General features: G+C 45.5%; 13 protein-coding genes and 1 pseudogene. 13 read left to right on the top strand and 1 reads right to left on the bottom strand.

Annotated elements, in window-relative coordinates; genetic code table 11:
• Nucleotides 1–28 precede the first annotated feature (28 nt).
• The 13 genes and pseudogenes from ACTQZS_RS01295 (at nt 29) to ACTQZS_RS01235 (ending at nt 15360) form a co-directional block, all read left to right on the top strand.
• The gene (locus ACTQZS_RS01295) at nt 29–355 is read left to right on the top strand and encodes a DUF3784 domain-containing protein (RefSeq protein WP_441474206.1); all 327 of its coding nucleotides are present in this window, start codon (nt 29–31) and stop codon (nt 353–355) included.
• Nucleotides 356–736: 381 nt separating this feature from the next.
• The gene (locus ACTQZS_RS01290; protein WP_441474205.1) at nt 737–2473 is read left to right on the top strand and encodes a [FeFe] hydrogenase, group A; all 1737 of its coding nucleotides are present in this window, start codon (nt 737–739) and stop codon (nt 2471–2473) included.
• Nucleotides 2474–2620: 147 nt separating this feature from the next.
• Complete coding sequence (locus ACTQZS_RS01285; protein ID WP_441474204.1) at nt 2621–3523, top strand: hypothetical protein; 903 nt, start codon at nt 2621–2623, stop codon at nt 3521–3523.
• A 139-nt stretch (nt 3524–3662) separates the two neighbouring features.
• Nucleotides 3663–4211 (top strand): histidine phosphatase family protein, encoded by a 549-nt coding sequence (locus ACTQZS_RS01280; RefSeq protein ID WP_410043469.1) that lies wholly within the window; start codon nt 3663–3665, stop codon nt 4209–4211.
• Nucleotides 4212–4308: 97 nt separating this feature from the next.
• On the top strand, nt 4309–5244 hold the full coding sequence (locus ACTQZS_RS01275) for a DUF1848 domain-containing protein (RefSeq protein WP_441474203.1): 936 nt from the start codon (nt 4309–4311) through the stop codon (nt 5242–5244).
• 202 nt (nt 5245–5446) lie between these two features.
• Nucleotides 5447–5659, top strand: coding sequence for a hypothetical protein (locus ACTQZS_RS01270; RefSeq protein WP_441474202.1), 213 nt, complete (start codon nt 5447–5449; stop codon nt 5657–5659).
• Nucleotides 5660–5742: 83 nt separating this feature from the next.
• Complete coding sequence (locus tag ACTQZS_RS01265; protein ID WP_441474201.1) at nt 5743–6810, top strand: Fic family protein; 1068 nt, start codon at nt 5743–5745, stop codon at nt 6808–6810.
• Complete coding sequence (locus tag ACTQZS_RS01260) at nt 6810–8312, top strand: N-6 DNA methylase (protein ID WP_441474200.1); 1503 nt, start codon at nt 6810–6812, stop codon at nt 8310–8312. The genes ACTQZS_RS01265 and ACTQZS_RS01260 overlap by 1 nt, the downstream gene beginning before the upstream one ends.
• A 24-nt stretch (nt 8313–8336) precedes the next feature.
• Nucleotides 8337–9449, top strand: coding sequence for a restriction endonuclease subunit S (locus ACTQZS_RS01255; protein ID WP_441474199.1), 1113 nt, complete (start codon nt 8337–8339; stop codon nt 9447–9449).
• Nucleotides 9450–9508: 59 nt separating this feature from the next.
• Nucleotides 9509–10476 (top strand): annotated as a pseudogene (gene xerA, locus ACTQZS_RS01250) (site-specific tyrosine recombinase/integron integrase).
• Nucleotides 10477–10505: 29 nt separating this feature from the next.
• Nucleotides 10506–11576 (top strand): restriction endonuclease subunit S, encoded by a 1071-nt coding sequence (locus ACTQZS_RS01245; RefSeq protein ID WP_441474198.1) that lies wholly within the window; start codon nt 10506–10508, stop codon nt 11574–11576.
• Between the two features lie 21 nt (nt 11577–11597).
• Nucleotides 11598–14897, top strand: coding sequence for a DEAD/DEAH box helicase family protein (locus ACTQZS_RS01240; RefSeq protein ID WP_441474197.1), 3300 nt, complete (start codon nt 11598–11600; stop codon nt 14895–14897).
• Nucleotides 14898–14967: 70 nt separating this feature from the next.
• Entirely contained in the window at nt 14968–15360 is a 393-nt protein-coding gene (locus ACTQZS_RS01235) for a hypothetical protein (protein ID WP_441474196.1), read from the top strand.
• A gap of 324 nt (nt 15361–15684) precedes the next feature.
• Here the strand turns inward: ACTQZS_RS01235 and ACTQZS_RS01230 are convergent, their stop codons facing one another.
• Nucleotides 15685–16353, bottom strand: coding sequence for a hypothetical protein (locus ACTQZS_RS01230; protein WP_441474195.1), 669 nt, complete (start codon nt 16351–16353; stop codon nt 15685–15687).
• Between the last annotated feature and the right edge of the window lie 2 nt (nt 16354–16355).

Genomic DNA, 16355 nt, shown 5'->3' with positions numbered 1-16355 from the left:
GTGAATAGAGAAGAAGGGGTAAATGAATATGTCGTTAAAGGAATTCTGCATAATCCTGGACCTGGTAATGGCTGCCATTTTCTTTTTGATTGGGTTCTTGTTTTACAGATCAAATGGGAAAGCAGCGAACTTCTTAACAGGCTACAATATGAAGTCCGCTGAAGAACGCAAAAAATATGATGAGAAGAAAATGTGTAAGGATTACGGAAAGCATATGATGCTATGGTCGATTCCCTTTTTCATTGGAGCTGTTATTGACTTCATTTTTCCTATAAAGGGAACATTGATCGCATGGGTCATATGGTCAGGCATGTTTATCCTTTTACTGATCGAAAGACATAGAAGAGAAAGATAAATTGCAATTTGTCCGGGAGGCCGATGCGATTGTGCAAATGCTTCCCGGGTCTTTTGTCGTCTCCGGTATCATGGTAAACTGAAAAAACAGATAAAAAATATACATTTGCCAGGCCGGCATTTTTTCCTCTGGGGAAACGGCTCTTGAATGTCCGCAGGATTTTTTTGGTGACCAAGTCACCTGAAAATTACCGCCTGGGGAAAAATCGGTCTCTGATATTTGAAAAAGTTCGGTCGGTGTAATTTTTAAGGCGGGGAAACACAGGCAGGTGTATAATGGTTGCAGGATCGATCTTTCCTGCAGCCATTTTCTGATGAGCTGACCCGGAAGGATGACAGAACAAGAAAAGGCGTAAGTTTCAATAAAAAAAGGAGGCGCGCAGTGGGAAAACATTTATCAGAGAGCATCCGTGTTCCAATTGAGGCAGACAATCCTGCCATCCGCCGCATAGAAAATCTCTGTATTAAGTGTGGTCAGTGCAGAGACATCTGCCGGGATTATATCAGCGTGCTCGGCTATTATGACCTGTCAAAGACCAACGACACTGCCGTCTGTATCCATTGCGGCCAGTGCGCGAATGTCTGTCCGGTCAGCTCGATAACAGAGACACCGGAGATGGACGCCGTAATAGCCGCAGCAAAGGATCCGGATAAGGTTCTTATCGTCAGTACATCACCATCCGTCAGGGTTTCCCTGGGCGAAGCTTTCGGAATGCAAAGAGGAAGCTTTGTCGAAGGAAAGATGATTGCACTCCTCCGGAAACTGGGCGCAGATTATGTGCTCGACACAAATTTCGCGGCAGATATGACGATTGTGGAGGAGGCCAGCGAACTTGTGGAGAGGCTTACAACGCACAATAAGCCACTTCCTCAGTTCACATCCTGCTGTCCGGCCTGGGTGAAGTTTGCCGAGATCTATTACCCCGAGCTTTTGCCGAATATTTCGTCCGCAAAGAGCCCTATAGGGATGCAGGGCCCTACGATCAAGACCTATTTTGCAAAGAAAATGGGGATAGATCCAAAGAAAATTGTAAATGTGGCGCTGACGCCCTGTACCGCTAAGAAATTCGAGATCCGCCGCGGAGAAATGAATGCTTCCGCCAGGTATCTGGAACTTCCCGGTCTCAGAGATATGGATCATGTCATCACAACGCGTGAGCTCGCAGACTGGGCGAAAAAGGCTGACATTGATTTTTCATCGCTGGAGGATTCAAAATTCGACAAGCTGATGGGAGAAGCCTCCGGCGCAGGCGTAATCTTCGGCAACACAGGCGGCGTCATGGAGGCTGCCGTCCGCACTGCCTACGAATTTGTCACACATGAACCTGCTCCAAAGGAACTGTACACACTCGAGCCCGTCCGCGGCATGCAGGAAATCCGTGAAGCGGCCGTAGAAATCGGAACACTGCGCCTTCAGCTGGCCGTGATCTATGGCACATCGAATGTCCGCAGATTCCTTTCCATGGCAAAGGAATCCGGAAAACATTATGATTTTATTGAGGTCATGACCTGTCCGGGAGGATGCATTGGCGGCGGAGGACAGCCGAAAGCCGATGTGGAAGAGCGCAGAACTATGGTGGATTCCCGTATTGAAAGTCTTTACAAGCGGGATGCGCAGATGAAGCTGCGAAAGAGTCATGAGAATCCAGAGCTGAAGCAGCTGTATGAAGAGTTTTACAGAAAGCCTCTCTCGCCGATCGCTGAAGAAATGCTCCATACATCCTACACGGACAGGAGTGGGCTGCTCGGTGAAGATGCCGGAAAATATAAGACACTACTGACATTTGACGTAGATGGAGCAGAAGCGAAAAACGGTGCAGCAGCCTTTTTCGGAGAAGAAACAGGCAAAAATGCAAGGTCAGAACGCACCGGCGATTATGAGGAAGTGACAACGCCCGGATCTGCAACACGAAAATGGAAATGTCGTGTCTGCGGTTATATCTATGAAGGAGATAATCCGCCGGCTGAGTGTCCGATTTGTCATATGGACAGATCCTACTTCGATCCTGTTAAGAAGTGGAAGTGCCGCATTTGTGGTTATATCTGCGAGGATGTCAATCCACCGGCTGAGTGTCCGATCTGTCACAAGGACAGCTCCTACTTCGATGAGATCGAATGACACCGTGACCGGCGCGCAGTCACCAGCGCGCCGGTCACAATGTGGTGAATCAACAATGAGGATGACAAAAGAAATGGTCCAGGCAGATTTGGATGCCCTGACGGAATCTTACAGAACAAAAGCAGTACAGCTCAGGAAGGAAGACGTATGACGGCTTTTTATCATCTGCCTGGTCTCTTCGAGTTTTACGAATTCTATCGTCAATTCCTGCCGCTGTATCTCCATCACAGAGATTGGTTTTATAACTGGTGTGAAATTGGATCCATATACGGGGCGCCATCAGACTGTCTTTGGGCCGGCGGTCGAGTGGAAGAGAGCGGCACGGATCCTCAGAAGGTGCTGACACTGACGAGGCAGTATGGCATTTCTGCACGACTTACTTTCAGTAATGCACTGCTCCGGGAGGAACATCTGTCCGATCACAGATGCAACGCGCTAAGCCGGCTCTTTCACAAACCTGGAAATGGCATCATCATTACTTCGGATCTCCTCCTCTCCTATATGACGAAGGAGTATCCGGATTTTTATTATGTCTCCTCTACAACAAAAGTTCTGACAGAATTTGAAGCGCTGAAAAAAGAATTGGATCGAAAGGAATTCCTTTATGTCGTTCCTGATTTTCGGCTCAATAAGGCATTTTCCAGACTGGCAGCGCTGTCACAGACCGAAAAGAATAAGGTTGAATTCCTCTGCAATGAGTGCTGCTGGATTGGATGCAAAGACAGAAAGCGCTGTTACGAAGCCGTAAGCTTTAGGAATCTTGGAGAAGATGCCCATCCAGGAGAGGACTATTCTGCCTTTCACTGCAATGCACCGGAGGCAGAAAAAGGCTACCGATTCTTTGCGGCAATGAAAAATCCTGCCTTCATCAGCATAGAGGGCATCCAACAAATTTACCTTCCAATGGGCTTTTCCAATTTCAAGATCGAGGGACGCGGACTTGGCAGTGCTCTTCTCTTGGAATTCATTCTTTATTACATGACAAAACCGGAATACCAGATCGCTGTGCGGGAAGAACTCTATCTGGATAACACGCTGGACCTCTTCTGATTTAAGAATTTTAAATGTTCATTCTCGATTACATATTCTGATTCTTTGCTGAATGCAGTATATCCGGCTCTTCAAGATTGATCATGCATTCAAGGATTATTCTCAATATTATTTTATCAAGGGAGCCTTAAACACAACTATGGGTAAATTTTACTTCGTCCGGCACGGCCAGACAGTATGGAACGTTGAAAATAAGATCTGCGGCGCAACAGACAGTCCCCTGACAGAGCTGGGGCATGAGCAGGCCAGAGAGACAGGAAGAATCCTGAAGCTGAAGATGGATGCCGGAGAAATCACCATCGATGAAATCCTGACATCACCGCTCAGCCGTGCCTATGACACGGCAAAGGAAATTTCTGTGATGACCGGTGTGCCGATGCGGATCGAGCAAAGGCTCATTGAACAGAATTTCGGCAAATGGGAGGGAACCGCCCGAGACGGAAAAGAGTTTGCCAGAGCAAAGCAGAACTTCTGTGACAGCTTTGACGGCGGCGAATCCATGATGCGAATGGCACAGCGCATCTACAATCTGATCGATGATCTGAAAAGGGATCCGGAGAAGACATATCTGCTCGTTGCACACAACGGCATTTCCAGAATTATCGAGTCATATTTTCATGACATGACGAACGAGGAGTTCGCTTCATTCGGTATCCGCAATGCGCAAGTGCGGGAATATGATTTCTGATGCCTTTATCCGTTCAGTTGTCTCGAAAATCAGCAGATTGCAGATAAGTTGTGCAGAATTGAAATGGTATGTGCACAGTGGATTTCAGAGGTATGCAATGATTATCAACACAGGAAGCCGAACGGATATCCCAGCCTTCTTTTCGGACTGGTTCTATAACCGCATTCGCGAGAGATATGCCCTTGTCAGGAACCCATACAATCCGGTCTCCGTGACAAAATACAGGTTGGACCCGTCAGTTGTGGATGTCATCTCTTTTTGCACAAAAAATCCAATTCCTATGCTGAACAGGATCCATGAACTGGACGCATTCCGCACTTTCTTCATGGTGACCATCACTCCTTACGGGACGGAGATAGAGCCGCATGTTCCGGAAAAGAAGAAGGTTATGAAGGCCTTTGCAGCTCTTTCCCGTTACGCCGGCCGAAGGAGTGTCATCTGGAGGTACGATCCGGTCTTTATTTTCGGAAAATATACGGTTGATTTCCACAAACGGACATTCGCTGAGATGGCTGGGAAATTAAAGCCCTATACCGATCAGTGTGTAGTGAGCTTCCTTGATCTGTATGAAAAGACAAAGCGCAATTTTCCAGAGGCATCGGCAGTTCCGATGTCCGTACAGAATGAGCTGATCGATTCTTTCAATATGACCGCTGAAAGGCTGGGTATGCAGATTCACCTGTGTCTGGAAGACAGATCCCTTGTCAGAAGCCATGTGGATGCAGAAGGGTGTTTTTCTAAGAAGGTCATTGAAAATGCCATAGGAAAGAGACTTCTCGTGCCAGCCCATTCCCCTGCACGGCAGGGGTGTTCCTGTCTCCTTGGCGCCGATATTGGCGAGTACAACACCTGCGGACACGGCTGCCTTTATTGCTATGCCAACTACGACCAATCCGCTGTTCTCCATAATATGAGTCAGCATGATCCTTCGTCTCCGCTGTTAATCGGACATCTCACAGAGCAGGATATTGTACACACTGCCAAACAGGCGTCCTGGATTGACAGACAGATGAGCATCTTTGACCTTCTCTAGAGCTCCCTCCACACAGCAAAATGATCGTAGATGTAGAGCATTAAACATTGATTATGTTAGCGCCGGGTGATTTCAGCCATTTTGGGTCGGGTTATTCCAGCCAAAAAACGGGGGACAGATATGCCAATTACTTTAGACCGATTGCTTTTCAATAAGAAAGGCGTCGGTCATTTTTTATGCCAAGGGAAGGGGAGGAGAGTAAATGGCAAAGAGTGAACAGGAGCAGACAACGGATATTATTCCTTCTATAACGGAAACCAAAGAAATTAAGAGCCTGATTTATGTTGTTCGAGGGCAGCAAGTTGGGGTGTTACACTGTAAATGGCTGAAACTGATAATCAAAACGCAGCTGCAAAGTATTCATTTCAATTTTTCTCTTCGTCATTTATATCAAAATGATGAAGAGACGACTTGACGATGATGCAGATTGCCGGTATATTATAGTTGAGTCAATATCTTTGAAATGACGAAGCAGATGCTGCGTATGGAGAAGCATGCATGAGAAATTACGACTATAGAGAAAAATGGAAAAAGTTGCTGACGCCGGAAATTATCTCCCTGCTCACCTCAATTCATGAATATAAAGGAGAGCAACGGCTGATTGCCGAACATTATGCGGATGTACTGACAGATCTGGTGGATATCGCCAGAATCCAGAGTACAGAAAGCTCCAATAAAATCGAAGGCATTTACACCTCAGACGAAAGGCTGAAAAAGATCGTTCTCGACAAGACGATGCCCCGAAATCGAAATGAGCAGGAAATAGCCGGTTACAGGGATGTTTTGAATACTATTCATGAGAATTACGATTTCATTCCGATTCGTGCAACTCTGCTCCTTCAGCTCCACAGAGATCTTTATAAGTTTCAGGGTGCCGGAACCGGTGGAGTCTTCAAAAATGTAGATAATACGATTGAAGAGGTGGATGAAAACGGAAATGCAAAAACCAGATTCCAACCGGTTTCAGCCTGGGAGACACCGGAGGCCGTGGATCAGCTCTGTGCTGCATATAATCAGGTTCTGAAAGAGCCAGACGTGGATCCGCTTCTGATCATGCCGATGTTCATTCTTGATTTTCTGTGTATTCATCCTTTCCGTGATGGTAATGGAAGGATGAGCCGACTCCTGACGCTTTTGCTCCTCTATCAGGGAGGCTATTATGTCGGTAAGTATATCAGTATCGAAAAGCTGATTGAACGGACAAAGGACTCCTATTACGAGGATCTTCAGGCGAGCTCCACGGGATGGCACGAAGAGATCAACGACTATGCCCCATTTGTGAAATATCTTCTGGGTGTTGTAGTTGCGTCCTATCGTGAATTCTTTGAACGAACCAAGCTGATCACGTCCGTAAAGATGTCTAAGCCGGAGCGGATTGCCGAGGAGATAAAAAATCATATCGGGACAATCACAAAGGCACAGCTGGTGGAGCAGGTGCCGGATGTCAGCCAGACAACTGTCCAGAGGACACTTACTGAACTGACTAAACAGGGCAAGATCATCAAACTCGGCGCAGGCCGCTATATCAAATACAGATGGAACTGGGATCAGGAGGATGAACAGTAATGATTACAGGTGAACTGAAAAACAAGATCGACAGCATTTGGGAGATCTTCTGGACCGGTGGCCTTACAAATCCGCTGGATGTCATTGAACAGATGACTTATATGATGTTTATTCATGACCTGGATGACTCGGATAATCTCCGGGCAAAGGAAGCAGCTATGCTGGGCCTTCCTTATCAAAGTATCTTTGCAGATGAAGTCCAGATTGGCGATCGGACAATCGCCGGAAACCAGCTGAAATGGAGTATCTTTCATGATTTCCCGGCGGCTAAAATGTATAGCGTGGTTCAGGAATGGGTATTTCCGTTTATTAAAAATCTGCATGGAGATAAGAACAGTGCCTATGCAAAATATATGGGAGATGCGATCTTCAAAATTCCGACGCCCCTGATGCTGGATAAAATCGTCACTTCCATGGATACCCTTTATGCTCAAATGGTACAAGTGAAATCTTCGGATATCCGTGGGGATGTATACGAATACCTTCTCTCTAAGCTTTCTAATGCCGGCGTGAACGGACAGTTTCGCACTCCAAGACACATCATCCGTATGATGGTCGATCTGATGGAACCGGAACCGGATGAAGTAATCTGTGATCCCGCCTGCGGTACGTCCGGTTTTCTGGTGGCTGCCAGCGAATATCTGAAAGATAATCGGAAGGAAGATGTTTTCTTCAACCGGCAGAACAAAGACCATTATATGAATCACATGTTTCATGGCTTCGATATGGATCGCACGATGCTCCGTATCGGTGCCATGAACATGATGACACACGGCGTGGATAATCCTTTTATCGAATACCGTGACAGCCTTTCCGATCAGAATCCGGACCGTGAGAAATACAGCCTGATTTTGTCAAATCCGCCTTTCAAAGGATCCTTGGATTATGATACGGTATCTACAGATCTGCTGAAGGTCTGCAAGACAAAAAAGACAGAGCTTCTGTTTCTGGCGCTGTTTGTCCGGATGCTGAAGGTGGGTGGACGGTGTGCCTGCATCGTACCGGACGGCGTACTGTTTGGATCTTCTACTGCGCATAAAGCGATTCGGAAGGAACTGATCGAGAATCAGAGGCTGCAGGCGGTGATCTCCATGCCCTCTGGCGTATTCAAACCTTATGCCGGAGTTTCCACAGCTATTCTGATCTTTACAAAGACCGGACACGGTGGAACGGACAATGTCTGGTTTTATGACATGAAGGCTGATGGATTCAGTCTGGATGATAAGCGAAGTGAAGTGAAGGAAAATGACATTCCGGATATCATAAAGAGATTCCATAATCTTGACGGAGAGACGGAACGTAAGCGTACAGAGCAGAGTTTCTTTGTGCCGAAGCAGGAAATCGTAGATAATGATTACGATCTTTCCATCAATAAGTATAAGCAGACAGAATATGTGGCCGTAGAATATCCTCCGACACAGGAAATCATGGCAGATCTTCGCGAGATTGAAATGAAAATCGGCGAAGAGATGGATGAACTGGAACGGCTGCTGGGATTATAAATTCGGATTTGTGGGGAAGAGATCATGGATAAAGTACTCTTAGAAGATTGCTGTGAAATACTTGATTCTATGCGAGTACCGATTACAGCATCAGATAGAAAAGAAGGTCCATATCCATATTATGGGGCAAACGGAATACAAGACCATGTTGTAGATTATATCTTTGATGATGAACTTGTCCTTCTAGCTGAGGACGGCGGAAATTTTGGATCTAAGGAGCGCCCAATTGCTTACAGAGTTTCCGGAAAATGCTGGGTGAATAATCACGCACATGTCCTGAAGCCAAAGGAAGGACTTGATGTTGATTATTTATGTTATTCCTTGATGTTCTATAACACAGATAGGCTAGTAAATGGTGCTACAAGGCAAAAGCTTACTCAGGCCACAATGAGAAAAATGCTTATTCCAATGCGAGGTGTGAATGAGCAGACAGTTATCGTGGAAAAGCTGAAGACGATACAACGGATTATAGAAAAACGAACTGAAGAAATACAGCGACTGGACGAACTTATCAAAGCCCGATTTGTCGAGATGTTTGGGGATATAATCCGGAATAATAAGGGATGGCCGCAGTATGTTTTTTCTGACATAGCGACTTCACGTCTTGGGAAAATGCTGGATGCTAAACAACAGACTGGAAAATATAAATATCCATATCTGGCTAATTTCAATGTGCAGTGGTTTAGGTTTGAACTTGAGAATCTGAATGAGATGGACTTCAACGAAGCAGATCAGGTTGAATTTCAGCTAAAAGATGGAGATCTGTTGGTTTGTGAGGGCGGCGAGATTGGACGTTGTGCGGTTTGGCATAACGAGATACAGCCTTGCTATTTTCAAAAGGCGCTACATCGTGTTCGGTGTAATACTGATATGGTTTTGCCGGACTATTTAGCAAGATGGTTTCAGTATAATTGCGAGCATGGGGGATTTGCTTCAATAGAGGGGGCAAAGGCTACGATTGCTCATCTCCCTGGAGCAAAGCTGAAGTTGTTGAAAGTGACCGTTCCCCCGATAGAACTACAGGAAAGGTTCGTTACCTTCGTTGCTCAAGTCGACAAATCAAAAGTTGCCGTGCAGTCGGCATTGGATAAAGCGCAGCTGTTATTCGACAGTCTGATGCAGGAATATTTTGGATAATTTGTGTGGCCACAGGCTGGTGCAGGACGATGGTATACAACGAAAAGGAGTATATCATCATGGAAGAAAAACTGGTTAATATTCTGAATGAAATGGCGGAGTATCTGAGTGTGCCGCAGATGAAGAAGCTTCAGGAGGTATTGTTAGATAATTTATCCAACACAAGTGCACAAAAAGAAAACATCGAGAATAGCGAATATCTGAAGCTTTTTCTGGATGCAAAACGAATCGAGGGTTGTTCTGAGCGGACTCTGCAGTATTACAAGGTTACGGTAGAACAAATGCTGAAGAGAATAAGCACTCCTATTCGTAAAATGACAACAGACGAGATCCGGACATATCTGGTGGAGTATCAGCAACGTGGCGGATGCAGCAAAGTAACGATCGACAATATCAGGCGTAATATATCAAGCTTCTTTTCCTGGCTGGAGGAAGAAGATTATATCCTGAAAAGCCCTATGCGGCGTATTCATAAGATTAAAACGAAGACCGTTGTTAAAGAAGTGATCTCGGATGAGAACATGGAGAAAATGCGAGATGCCTGTGATGAGATGAGGGACTTGGCTATTATCGATCTGCTTTACTCTACAGGTATACGCGTTGGAGAACTGGTCCGCTTGAACATCGAAGATGTGAATATGGAACAACGGGAATGTATTGTATTTGGCAAAGGAGACAAAGAACGAAGGGTATATTTTGACGCAAAGGCCAAAATTCACTTGATGGAATATCTTGCGTCTCGAACCGATAATAATCCGGCCTTGTTTGTCTCTTTAGATGGCCGGCATAAGCGCCTTGAGATCAGCGGAGTTGAAATTCGGCTGAGACAATTAGGCCGGAAGCTTTCACTTGATCGAATTCATCCACATAAGTTCAGACGGACTATGGCAACGAGGGCGATAGATAAGGGAATGCCGATTGAAAAGTACAGAAGATCCTGGGACATTCTCAGATTGATACTACAATGCAGTATGCGATTGTGAATCAGAATAACGTCAAGAACTCACACCAGAGGTATATGGCCTAAAGGCAATTCGGATTTGTGGGTGACGAAGGATGGAATATATAGCACTTAAAGATGTATGCAAAATCAATATGGGGCAATCTCCGAAATCGAGTAGCTACAATGAAAATGGTGAAGGGATTCCTTTTTTCCAAGGGAATGCTGATTTTGGTGAAAGATACCCGGTGACAAGAGTATGGTGTAATGCTCCAACGAAAATTGCCAATGCTGGAGACATTTTGATCTCGGTTAGAGCTCCAATCGGTGCCTTAAACTATGCAAAAGAAGAATGCTGTATTGGCCGAGGACTTGCAGCTATTACACCTGATCCTGGAAAGTTTTCTACAGAATTCATCTTCTGGCTATTAAGAGGAAAAAATGCGGAATTAAACAGCAAGGGAACGGGGAGCACATTTAAAGCAATCGGTCGAAAAGTTCTTGAAGAAACACTGGTTCCAGATTATGGATTTAAACAACAGCATATTTGTGCAGAAAATCTGGAAAAAGTATATGCCATTATTCAGATGCGAAAGCAGGAATTACTGAAACTGGATGAACTTATCAAAGCCCGATTTGTCGAGATGTTTGGGGATATAATCCGGAATAATAAGGGATGGCCGCAGTATGTTTTTTCTGACATAGCGACTTCACGTCTTGGGAAAATGCTGGATGCTAAACAACAGACTGGAAAATATAAATATCCATATCTGGCTAATTTCAATGTGCAGTGGTTTAGGTTTGAACTTGAGAATCTGAATGAGATGGACTTCAACGAAGCAGATCAGGTTGAATTTCAGCTAAAAGATGGAGATCTGTTGGTTTGTGAGGGCGGCGAGATTGGACGTTGTGCGGTTTGGCATAACGAGATACAGCCTTGCTATTTTCAAAAGGCGCTACATCGTGTTCGGTGTAATACTGATATGGTTTTGCCGGACTATTTAGCAAGATGGTTTCAGTATAATTGCGAGCATGGGGGATTTGCTTCAATAGAGGGGGCAAAGGCTACGATTGCTCATCTCCCTGGAGCAAAGCTGAAGTTGTTGAAAGTGACCGTTCCCCCGATAGAACTACAGGAAAGGTTCGTTACCTTCGTTGCTCAAGTCGACAAATCAAAAGTTGCCTAATAACGTTAAGGGGGAATCAAGATGACCAACTTTGATTTCTTAAAAACAGAAGAGAAATTTGAGAGCTTCGCTGATGTTGCGATATCGGCAGAGAAGATCCTTCCGATTGATGTGTCAGCATCGATTATCAATTGCCGGAGGGCGATGGAGTTCGCTGTCAAATGGATGTATTCTGTTGACAGTTCTCTGGTCATGCCGTGGGATGATAGGCTGGTCAGTCTGATGAGTACGGAGGAATTCCGTGATATTGTGGACAATAGTCTCTGGATCCGGATGGATTTTATCCGGAAGATGGGAAATACTGCGGCACACTCCGGCAGAAAGGTAACGAAAGACCAGGCCCTTCTCTGTTTGAAAAACCTGTTCATTTTTATGGACTTCCTCTCGTACTGCTATGGGGATGAATATACAGAGAGGACGTTTGATCCAACTCTTTCCGAAGTGAAAGATCCAGAGCCGGTTGCTGCTGAGCCGCTTATTTCCGAGGTTGATCTGGATGCCTTGATCAAAGAAAATGCGGCACTGAAAGAGGAACTGACTGCGCGGCGCGAGGAACAGCAGCAGACGTATGTTCCGAAGCCGCTGGATATTTCCGAATATAAAACTCGAAAGATCTATATCGATTCCATGCTGGAGGATGCCGGATGGATCGAAGGCAAAAACTGGATCAATGAAGTGGAACTTCAGGGGATGCCGAATCAGTCAGGTGTCGGATATGCGGACTATGTACTGTATGGTGACGACGGCAGGCCATTGGCTGTGATCGAAGCAAAGCGAACCTGTGTGGACGTGGCAAAAGGCCGACAGCAGGCAAAGCTTTATGCAGATCTTCTGGAGAAAAAGTACGGCAGGCGGCCGGTGATTTTCCTGACAAATGGATTTGAAACCAGAATCCAGGATAATCTGTATCCGGAGCGCAGATGTTCCGAGATCTACTCCAAGCGCGATCTGGAAAAGCTTTTCAATCTTCAGGCGATGCGATCCAGCCTCTCTTACGTTGTTGTCGATAAGAATATCGCGGGGCGATATTATCAGGAAGCTGCAATTAAGGCTGTTTGTGACAGTTTTGGGAAGAAGAATCGTCGTAAGGCTCTTCTGGTCATGGCGACCGGGTCCGGCAAGACACGAACCGTCATTGCGCTGGTAAAAGTTCTGCAGGAACAGGGCTGGATTCGTGATGTTTTGTTTCTGGCGGACAGAAACTCTCTGGTTACACAGGCTAAGCGCAGTTTCGTAAATCTTCTTCCGGATCTTTCGGTGACCAACCTGGTAGAGGAAAAGGATAATTATACAGCACACTGCGTGTTCTCGACCTATCAGACTATGATGAACTGCATCGATTCGGTCGAAGATGACCAGGGCAAGCTCTTTACCTGTGGACATTTCGATCTGATTATTTGCGATGAGGCTCACCGGTCCATCTATAACAAATATCGGGATATCTTCAATTATTTTGACGCTCCCCTGGTCGGCCTGACAGCGACACCGAAGGATGAGATCGATAAGAACACGTATGAGATCTTCGAACTTGAAAATGGTGTTCCTACCTATGGCTACGATCTGGCGCAGGCGGTTCAGGATGGATACCTGGTAGATTTCATGTCGGTGGAGACACAGCTGAAATTCATAGAGCAAGGCATCGTATATGATGACCTTTCTGAAGAAGATAAGCAGATCTATGAAGATACTTTTGAGGATGAAAACGGGGAGCTTCCGGAGAGCATTGCTTCTTCGGCTCTGAACGAATGGATCTTTAATGAAGATACGATCCGCGAGGTTCTCAATATCCTGATGGAGCATGGGCTGAAGGTTGATTACGGCGCGAAGATCGGTAAAACCATTATCTTTGCCAAGAATCACAATCATGCCGAAAAGATTCTGGAGGTCTTCAACAAGGAGTATCCCCATTTGAATGGCTTTGCGAAGGTTATTGACAATTATATGACCTACGCACAGAGCGCCATTGACGAATTCTCGGAGCCGCAGAAACTGCCGCAGATTGCCATATCTGTGGATATGCTTGATACCGGCATAGATGTTCCGGAGATCCTGAACCTGGTCTTCTTTAAGAAGGTTATGAGTAAGGCAAAGTTTTGGCAGATGATCGGCCGCGGGACCAGGCTTTGCCCCGGGCTCATTGATGGAGAAGACAAGAACAAGTTTTACATCTTTGATTTCTGCGGGAACTTTGAATTCTTCCGTATGAACAAAGGGAAACCGACAGCGAATATGATCGCTCTCCAGGGAGCTATCTTCAACCTGGAATTCCAGATTGCGTTCAAGCTGCAGGATCTGCAGTACCAACAGATTGAACGATTGAAGGCGTATAGAGAAGCTCTTGTAGAGCATATGACCGGGAAGGTGCAGGAACTCAACAGGGAAAACTTTGCAGTCCGGCAGCATCTGAAGTACGTGGATCTCTATGCGAACAAGGACAATTACAAGGCACTTACCTATGAGGACACGCTGTTGGTTCGTGAAGAGCTTGCTCCGTTGATCGAGCCGGAGTCGGATGAAGCGTCGGCATTGCGATTTGATGCTTTGATGTACGGAATCGAACTGGCTTACCTTGTGGGGAAGAAGTATACAAGAGCCAGGCATGACCTGATTACGAAAGTGGCTGGTATTGCAAGTGTTGCCAATATTCCTGAGATTATGGCGCAGTCAGGGCTGATCGATAAGATCCTTCATACAGATTACGTTGAAAATGCCGGAATTAATGAATTCGAGCATATAAGGGAGAACCTCCGTGATCTGATGAAATATCTGCCGAAGAAAAAGATCCGGTATGATACGGACTTTGATGACCAGATTCTTTCCATGGACTGGAAGGAGTCTGAGTTGGAAAATGACGATCTCAAGAATTATAAGGCAAAGGCAGAATACTACATCCGGCAGCACCAGGATCATATCGCGATTCATAAACTGAAGAACAATGTTCCGCTTACAGAAACCGATGTGGAAGCATTGGAGGAAATTCTCTGGAATGAGGTTGGCACAAAAGAGGATTATGAAGCGGAGTATGGAAGCAAACCGCTGGGAGAATTCGTCCGGGAGATTGTTGGCCTGGATATGAATGCTGCGAAGGAGGCTTTTGCAAAATATCTGAACGACACCAGTCTTGACAGCAGGCAGATCTACTTTGTGAATCAGATCGTGGAATACATCGTCCACAACGGCATGATGAAAGACCTTTCCGTTCTTCAGGAGGCTCCGTTTAATGCCATGGGTAGTGTCGTAGAGATCTTTACAGATCTCAGTGTCTGGATGGGAATCCGGAGCGCAATCGAGCGAGTGAATGCGAATGCATTGGCAGTGTAATTAAAGGGGTTGGAACTGTTACAATGCCAATGGTACAATCAAAAATGAGTCTCAAAAAAAGAGTTTTCTATTGAAGTCGTATGAATTCATGCGCTCTCCTGTAATCCGGGATATCTATGTCAAGAAGAATCCTGAAGGTTTAACACTTCCTTTATGTGGGATCCGGGCACTTTCCATGATCTCAATGGTTGCCGCTTCTAAAGGAGATCCGGGAGTCGCTATTAGTAGAAACCGTATTAAGCGCTTGCCAAAAGAAGATATCATTTCAGAAGAAGAATTTCTGGATTTTGGTGGAAGTATCATTGAAGAGTGGAGTTATGATTGTACACCTGTTATGGAAGGCGGACGGGTGGATGACATTTACCTTCTTCTAAGCCTTGCGTGTGAAAAAGACGAGCGAATTCAGCAGGGACTGGATGAAATCCGGCGAAAACACGGACTCCCTGTTGCGGAGGAGGAATAATAATGGTGAATGGCATAATTCATCCCGACGTTGATGTCAGAAATTCTGACACGAAAGTATTCGGCATTTCCCGTCCGGCCTCTTATAATCAGAAATGAAGGAGAGCAAATCGTTACAAGGCATAATACGGAATAGGAATATGTCTTTGGCAGAACGCCGCACCTGGACGATTCCGCCAGATGATTTGCCTGCAGATGCCGTGATTGATTCTGGCAGGAGGCAGAACTGGGAAGTACAACACTCTGTAACAATTGACTCGAAGTACAACAATTTGACAACAGGCGCATGGCAGGAGATAAACAATAAACCATGGTGATAGATTTTTTACATTAGAGTATCCTGCTGAATGTCTATCCAGTTCTCACCTTGGTAATTCTCGATCTTGTCGATGGTTTTCTTCAAGAACTCATCGAGCAGCTTGTTTTCTCTTCTGCCATCAGCAAACCAGACATTTGACTGTCCAAAGCCATAAGACGCCCCCGTCTGCCGCCTTGGAACATTCCACTTTGTAATACGCCGTTCATTCTTCGGAAGCAGGACGCAATCTTCCTTTAGCGCTTCCGCATTGTAATACTGATAATAATACGTTCTATCTGACAGTGGCACTTCTGCAATCTGGTATTTGCGGTAGACAATTGCATGTTTATACCAGCCTACAACAGAAGTAAAACCCTGGCGCGGCCTCGCGGCACAATAGATAACCGTTACATCTTCTACGAACTCTTCCTTAGCACAGTGCTCGCATCCCTCTATTTTTTCGATATGAAGATCCTGTATTTTCCCACTTTTTGAGGTCTTTGTCTCAGTAAATCCATAACAGATGTCCTGCTCTAGTCCGTCGTCCCATTTTGTATGGATCGGACAAAAGTTATATGCTTCACCAGCATCATTGTTTTTAACGACGTAGGAACCGCCTCCGACGGGCTCGTCTTTGCCTTGAATAATTCCTTTATAGTAGTTCATCCAGGCAATATTGCAAAACAGAATTCTCATAG

This window comes from Bilifractor sp. LCP19S3_H10, from assembly GCF_052119185.1.
Classification (GTDB): Bacteria; Bacillota; Clostridia; order Lachnospirales; family Lachnospiraceae; genus Bilifractor.
Note: the sequence above shows the minus strand (reverse complement) of the source record. Positions and strands in the feature narration are given on the sequence as shown.

Excerpts from the sequence above, each read along its gene's own strand:
- ACTQZS_RS01265 (WP_441474201.1), top strand. The coding sequence starts at position 5,743 with ATGAGAAATTACGACTATAGAGAAAAATGGAAAAAGTTGCTGACGCCG.
- ACTQZS_RS01230 (WP_441474195.1), bottom strand. The coding sequence starts at position 16,353 with ATGAGAATTCTGTTTTGCAATATTGCCTGGATGAACTACTATAAAGGA.
- ACTQZS_RS01295 (WP_441474206.1), top strand. The coding sequence starts at position 29 with ATGTCGTTAAAGGAATTCTGCATAATCCTGGACCTGGTAATGGCTGCC.
- ACTQZS_RS01240 (WP_441474197.1), top strand. The coding sequence starts at position 11,598 with ATGACCAACTTTGATTTCTTAAAAACAGAAGAGAAATTTGAGAGCTTC.
- ACTQZS_RS01280 (WP_410043469.1), top strand. The coding sequence starts at position 3,663 with ATGGGTAAATTTTACTTCGTCCGGCACGGCCAGACAGTATGGAACGTT.
- ACTQZS_RS01275 (WP_441474203.1), top strand. The coding sequence starts at position 4,309 with ATGATTATCAACACAGGAAGCCGAACGGATATCCCAGCCTTCTTTTCG.
- ACTQZS_RS01245 (WP_441474198.1), top strand. The coding sequence starts at position 10,506 with ATGGAATATATAGCACTTAAAGATGTATGCAAAATCAATATGGGGCAA.
- ACTQZS_RS01255 (WP_441474199.1), top strand. The coding sequence starts at position 8,337 with ATGGATAAAGTACTCTTAGAAGATTGCTGTGAAATACTTGATTCTATG.
- ACTQZS_RS01285 (WP_441474204.1), top strand. The coding sequence starts at position 2,621 with ATGACGGCTTTTTATCATCTGCCTGGTCTCTTCGAGTTTTACGAATTC.
- ACTQZS_RS01260 (WP_441474200.1), top strand. The coding sequence starts at position 6,810 with ATGATTACAGGTGAACTGAAAAACAAGATCGACAGCATTTGGGAGATC.
- ACTQZS_RS01270 (WP_441474202.1), top strand. The coding sequence starts at position 5,447 with ATGGCAAAGAGTGAACAGGAGCAGACAACGGATATTATTCCTTCTATA.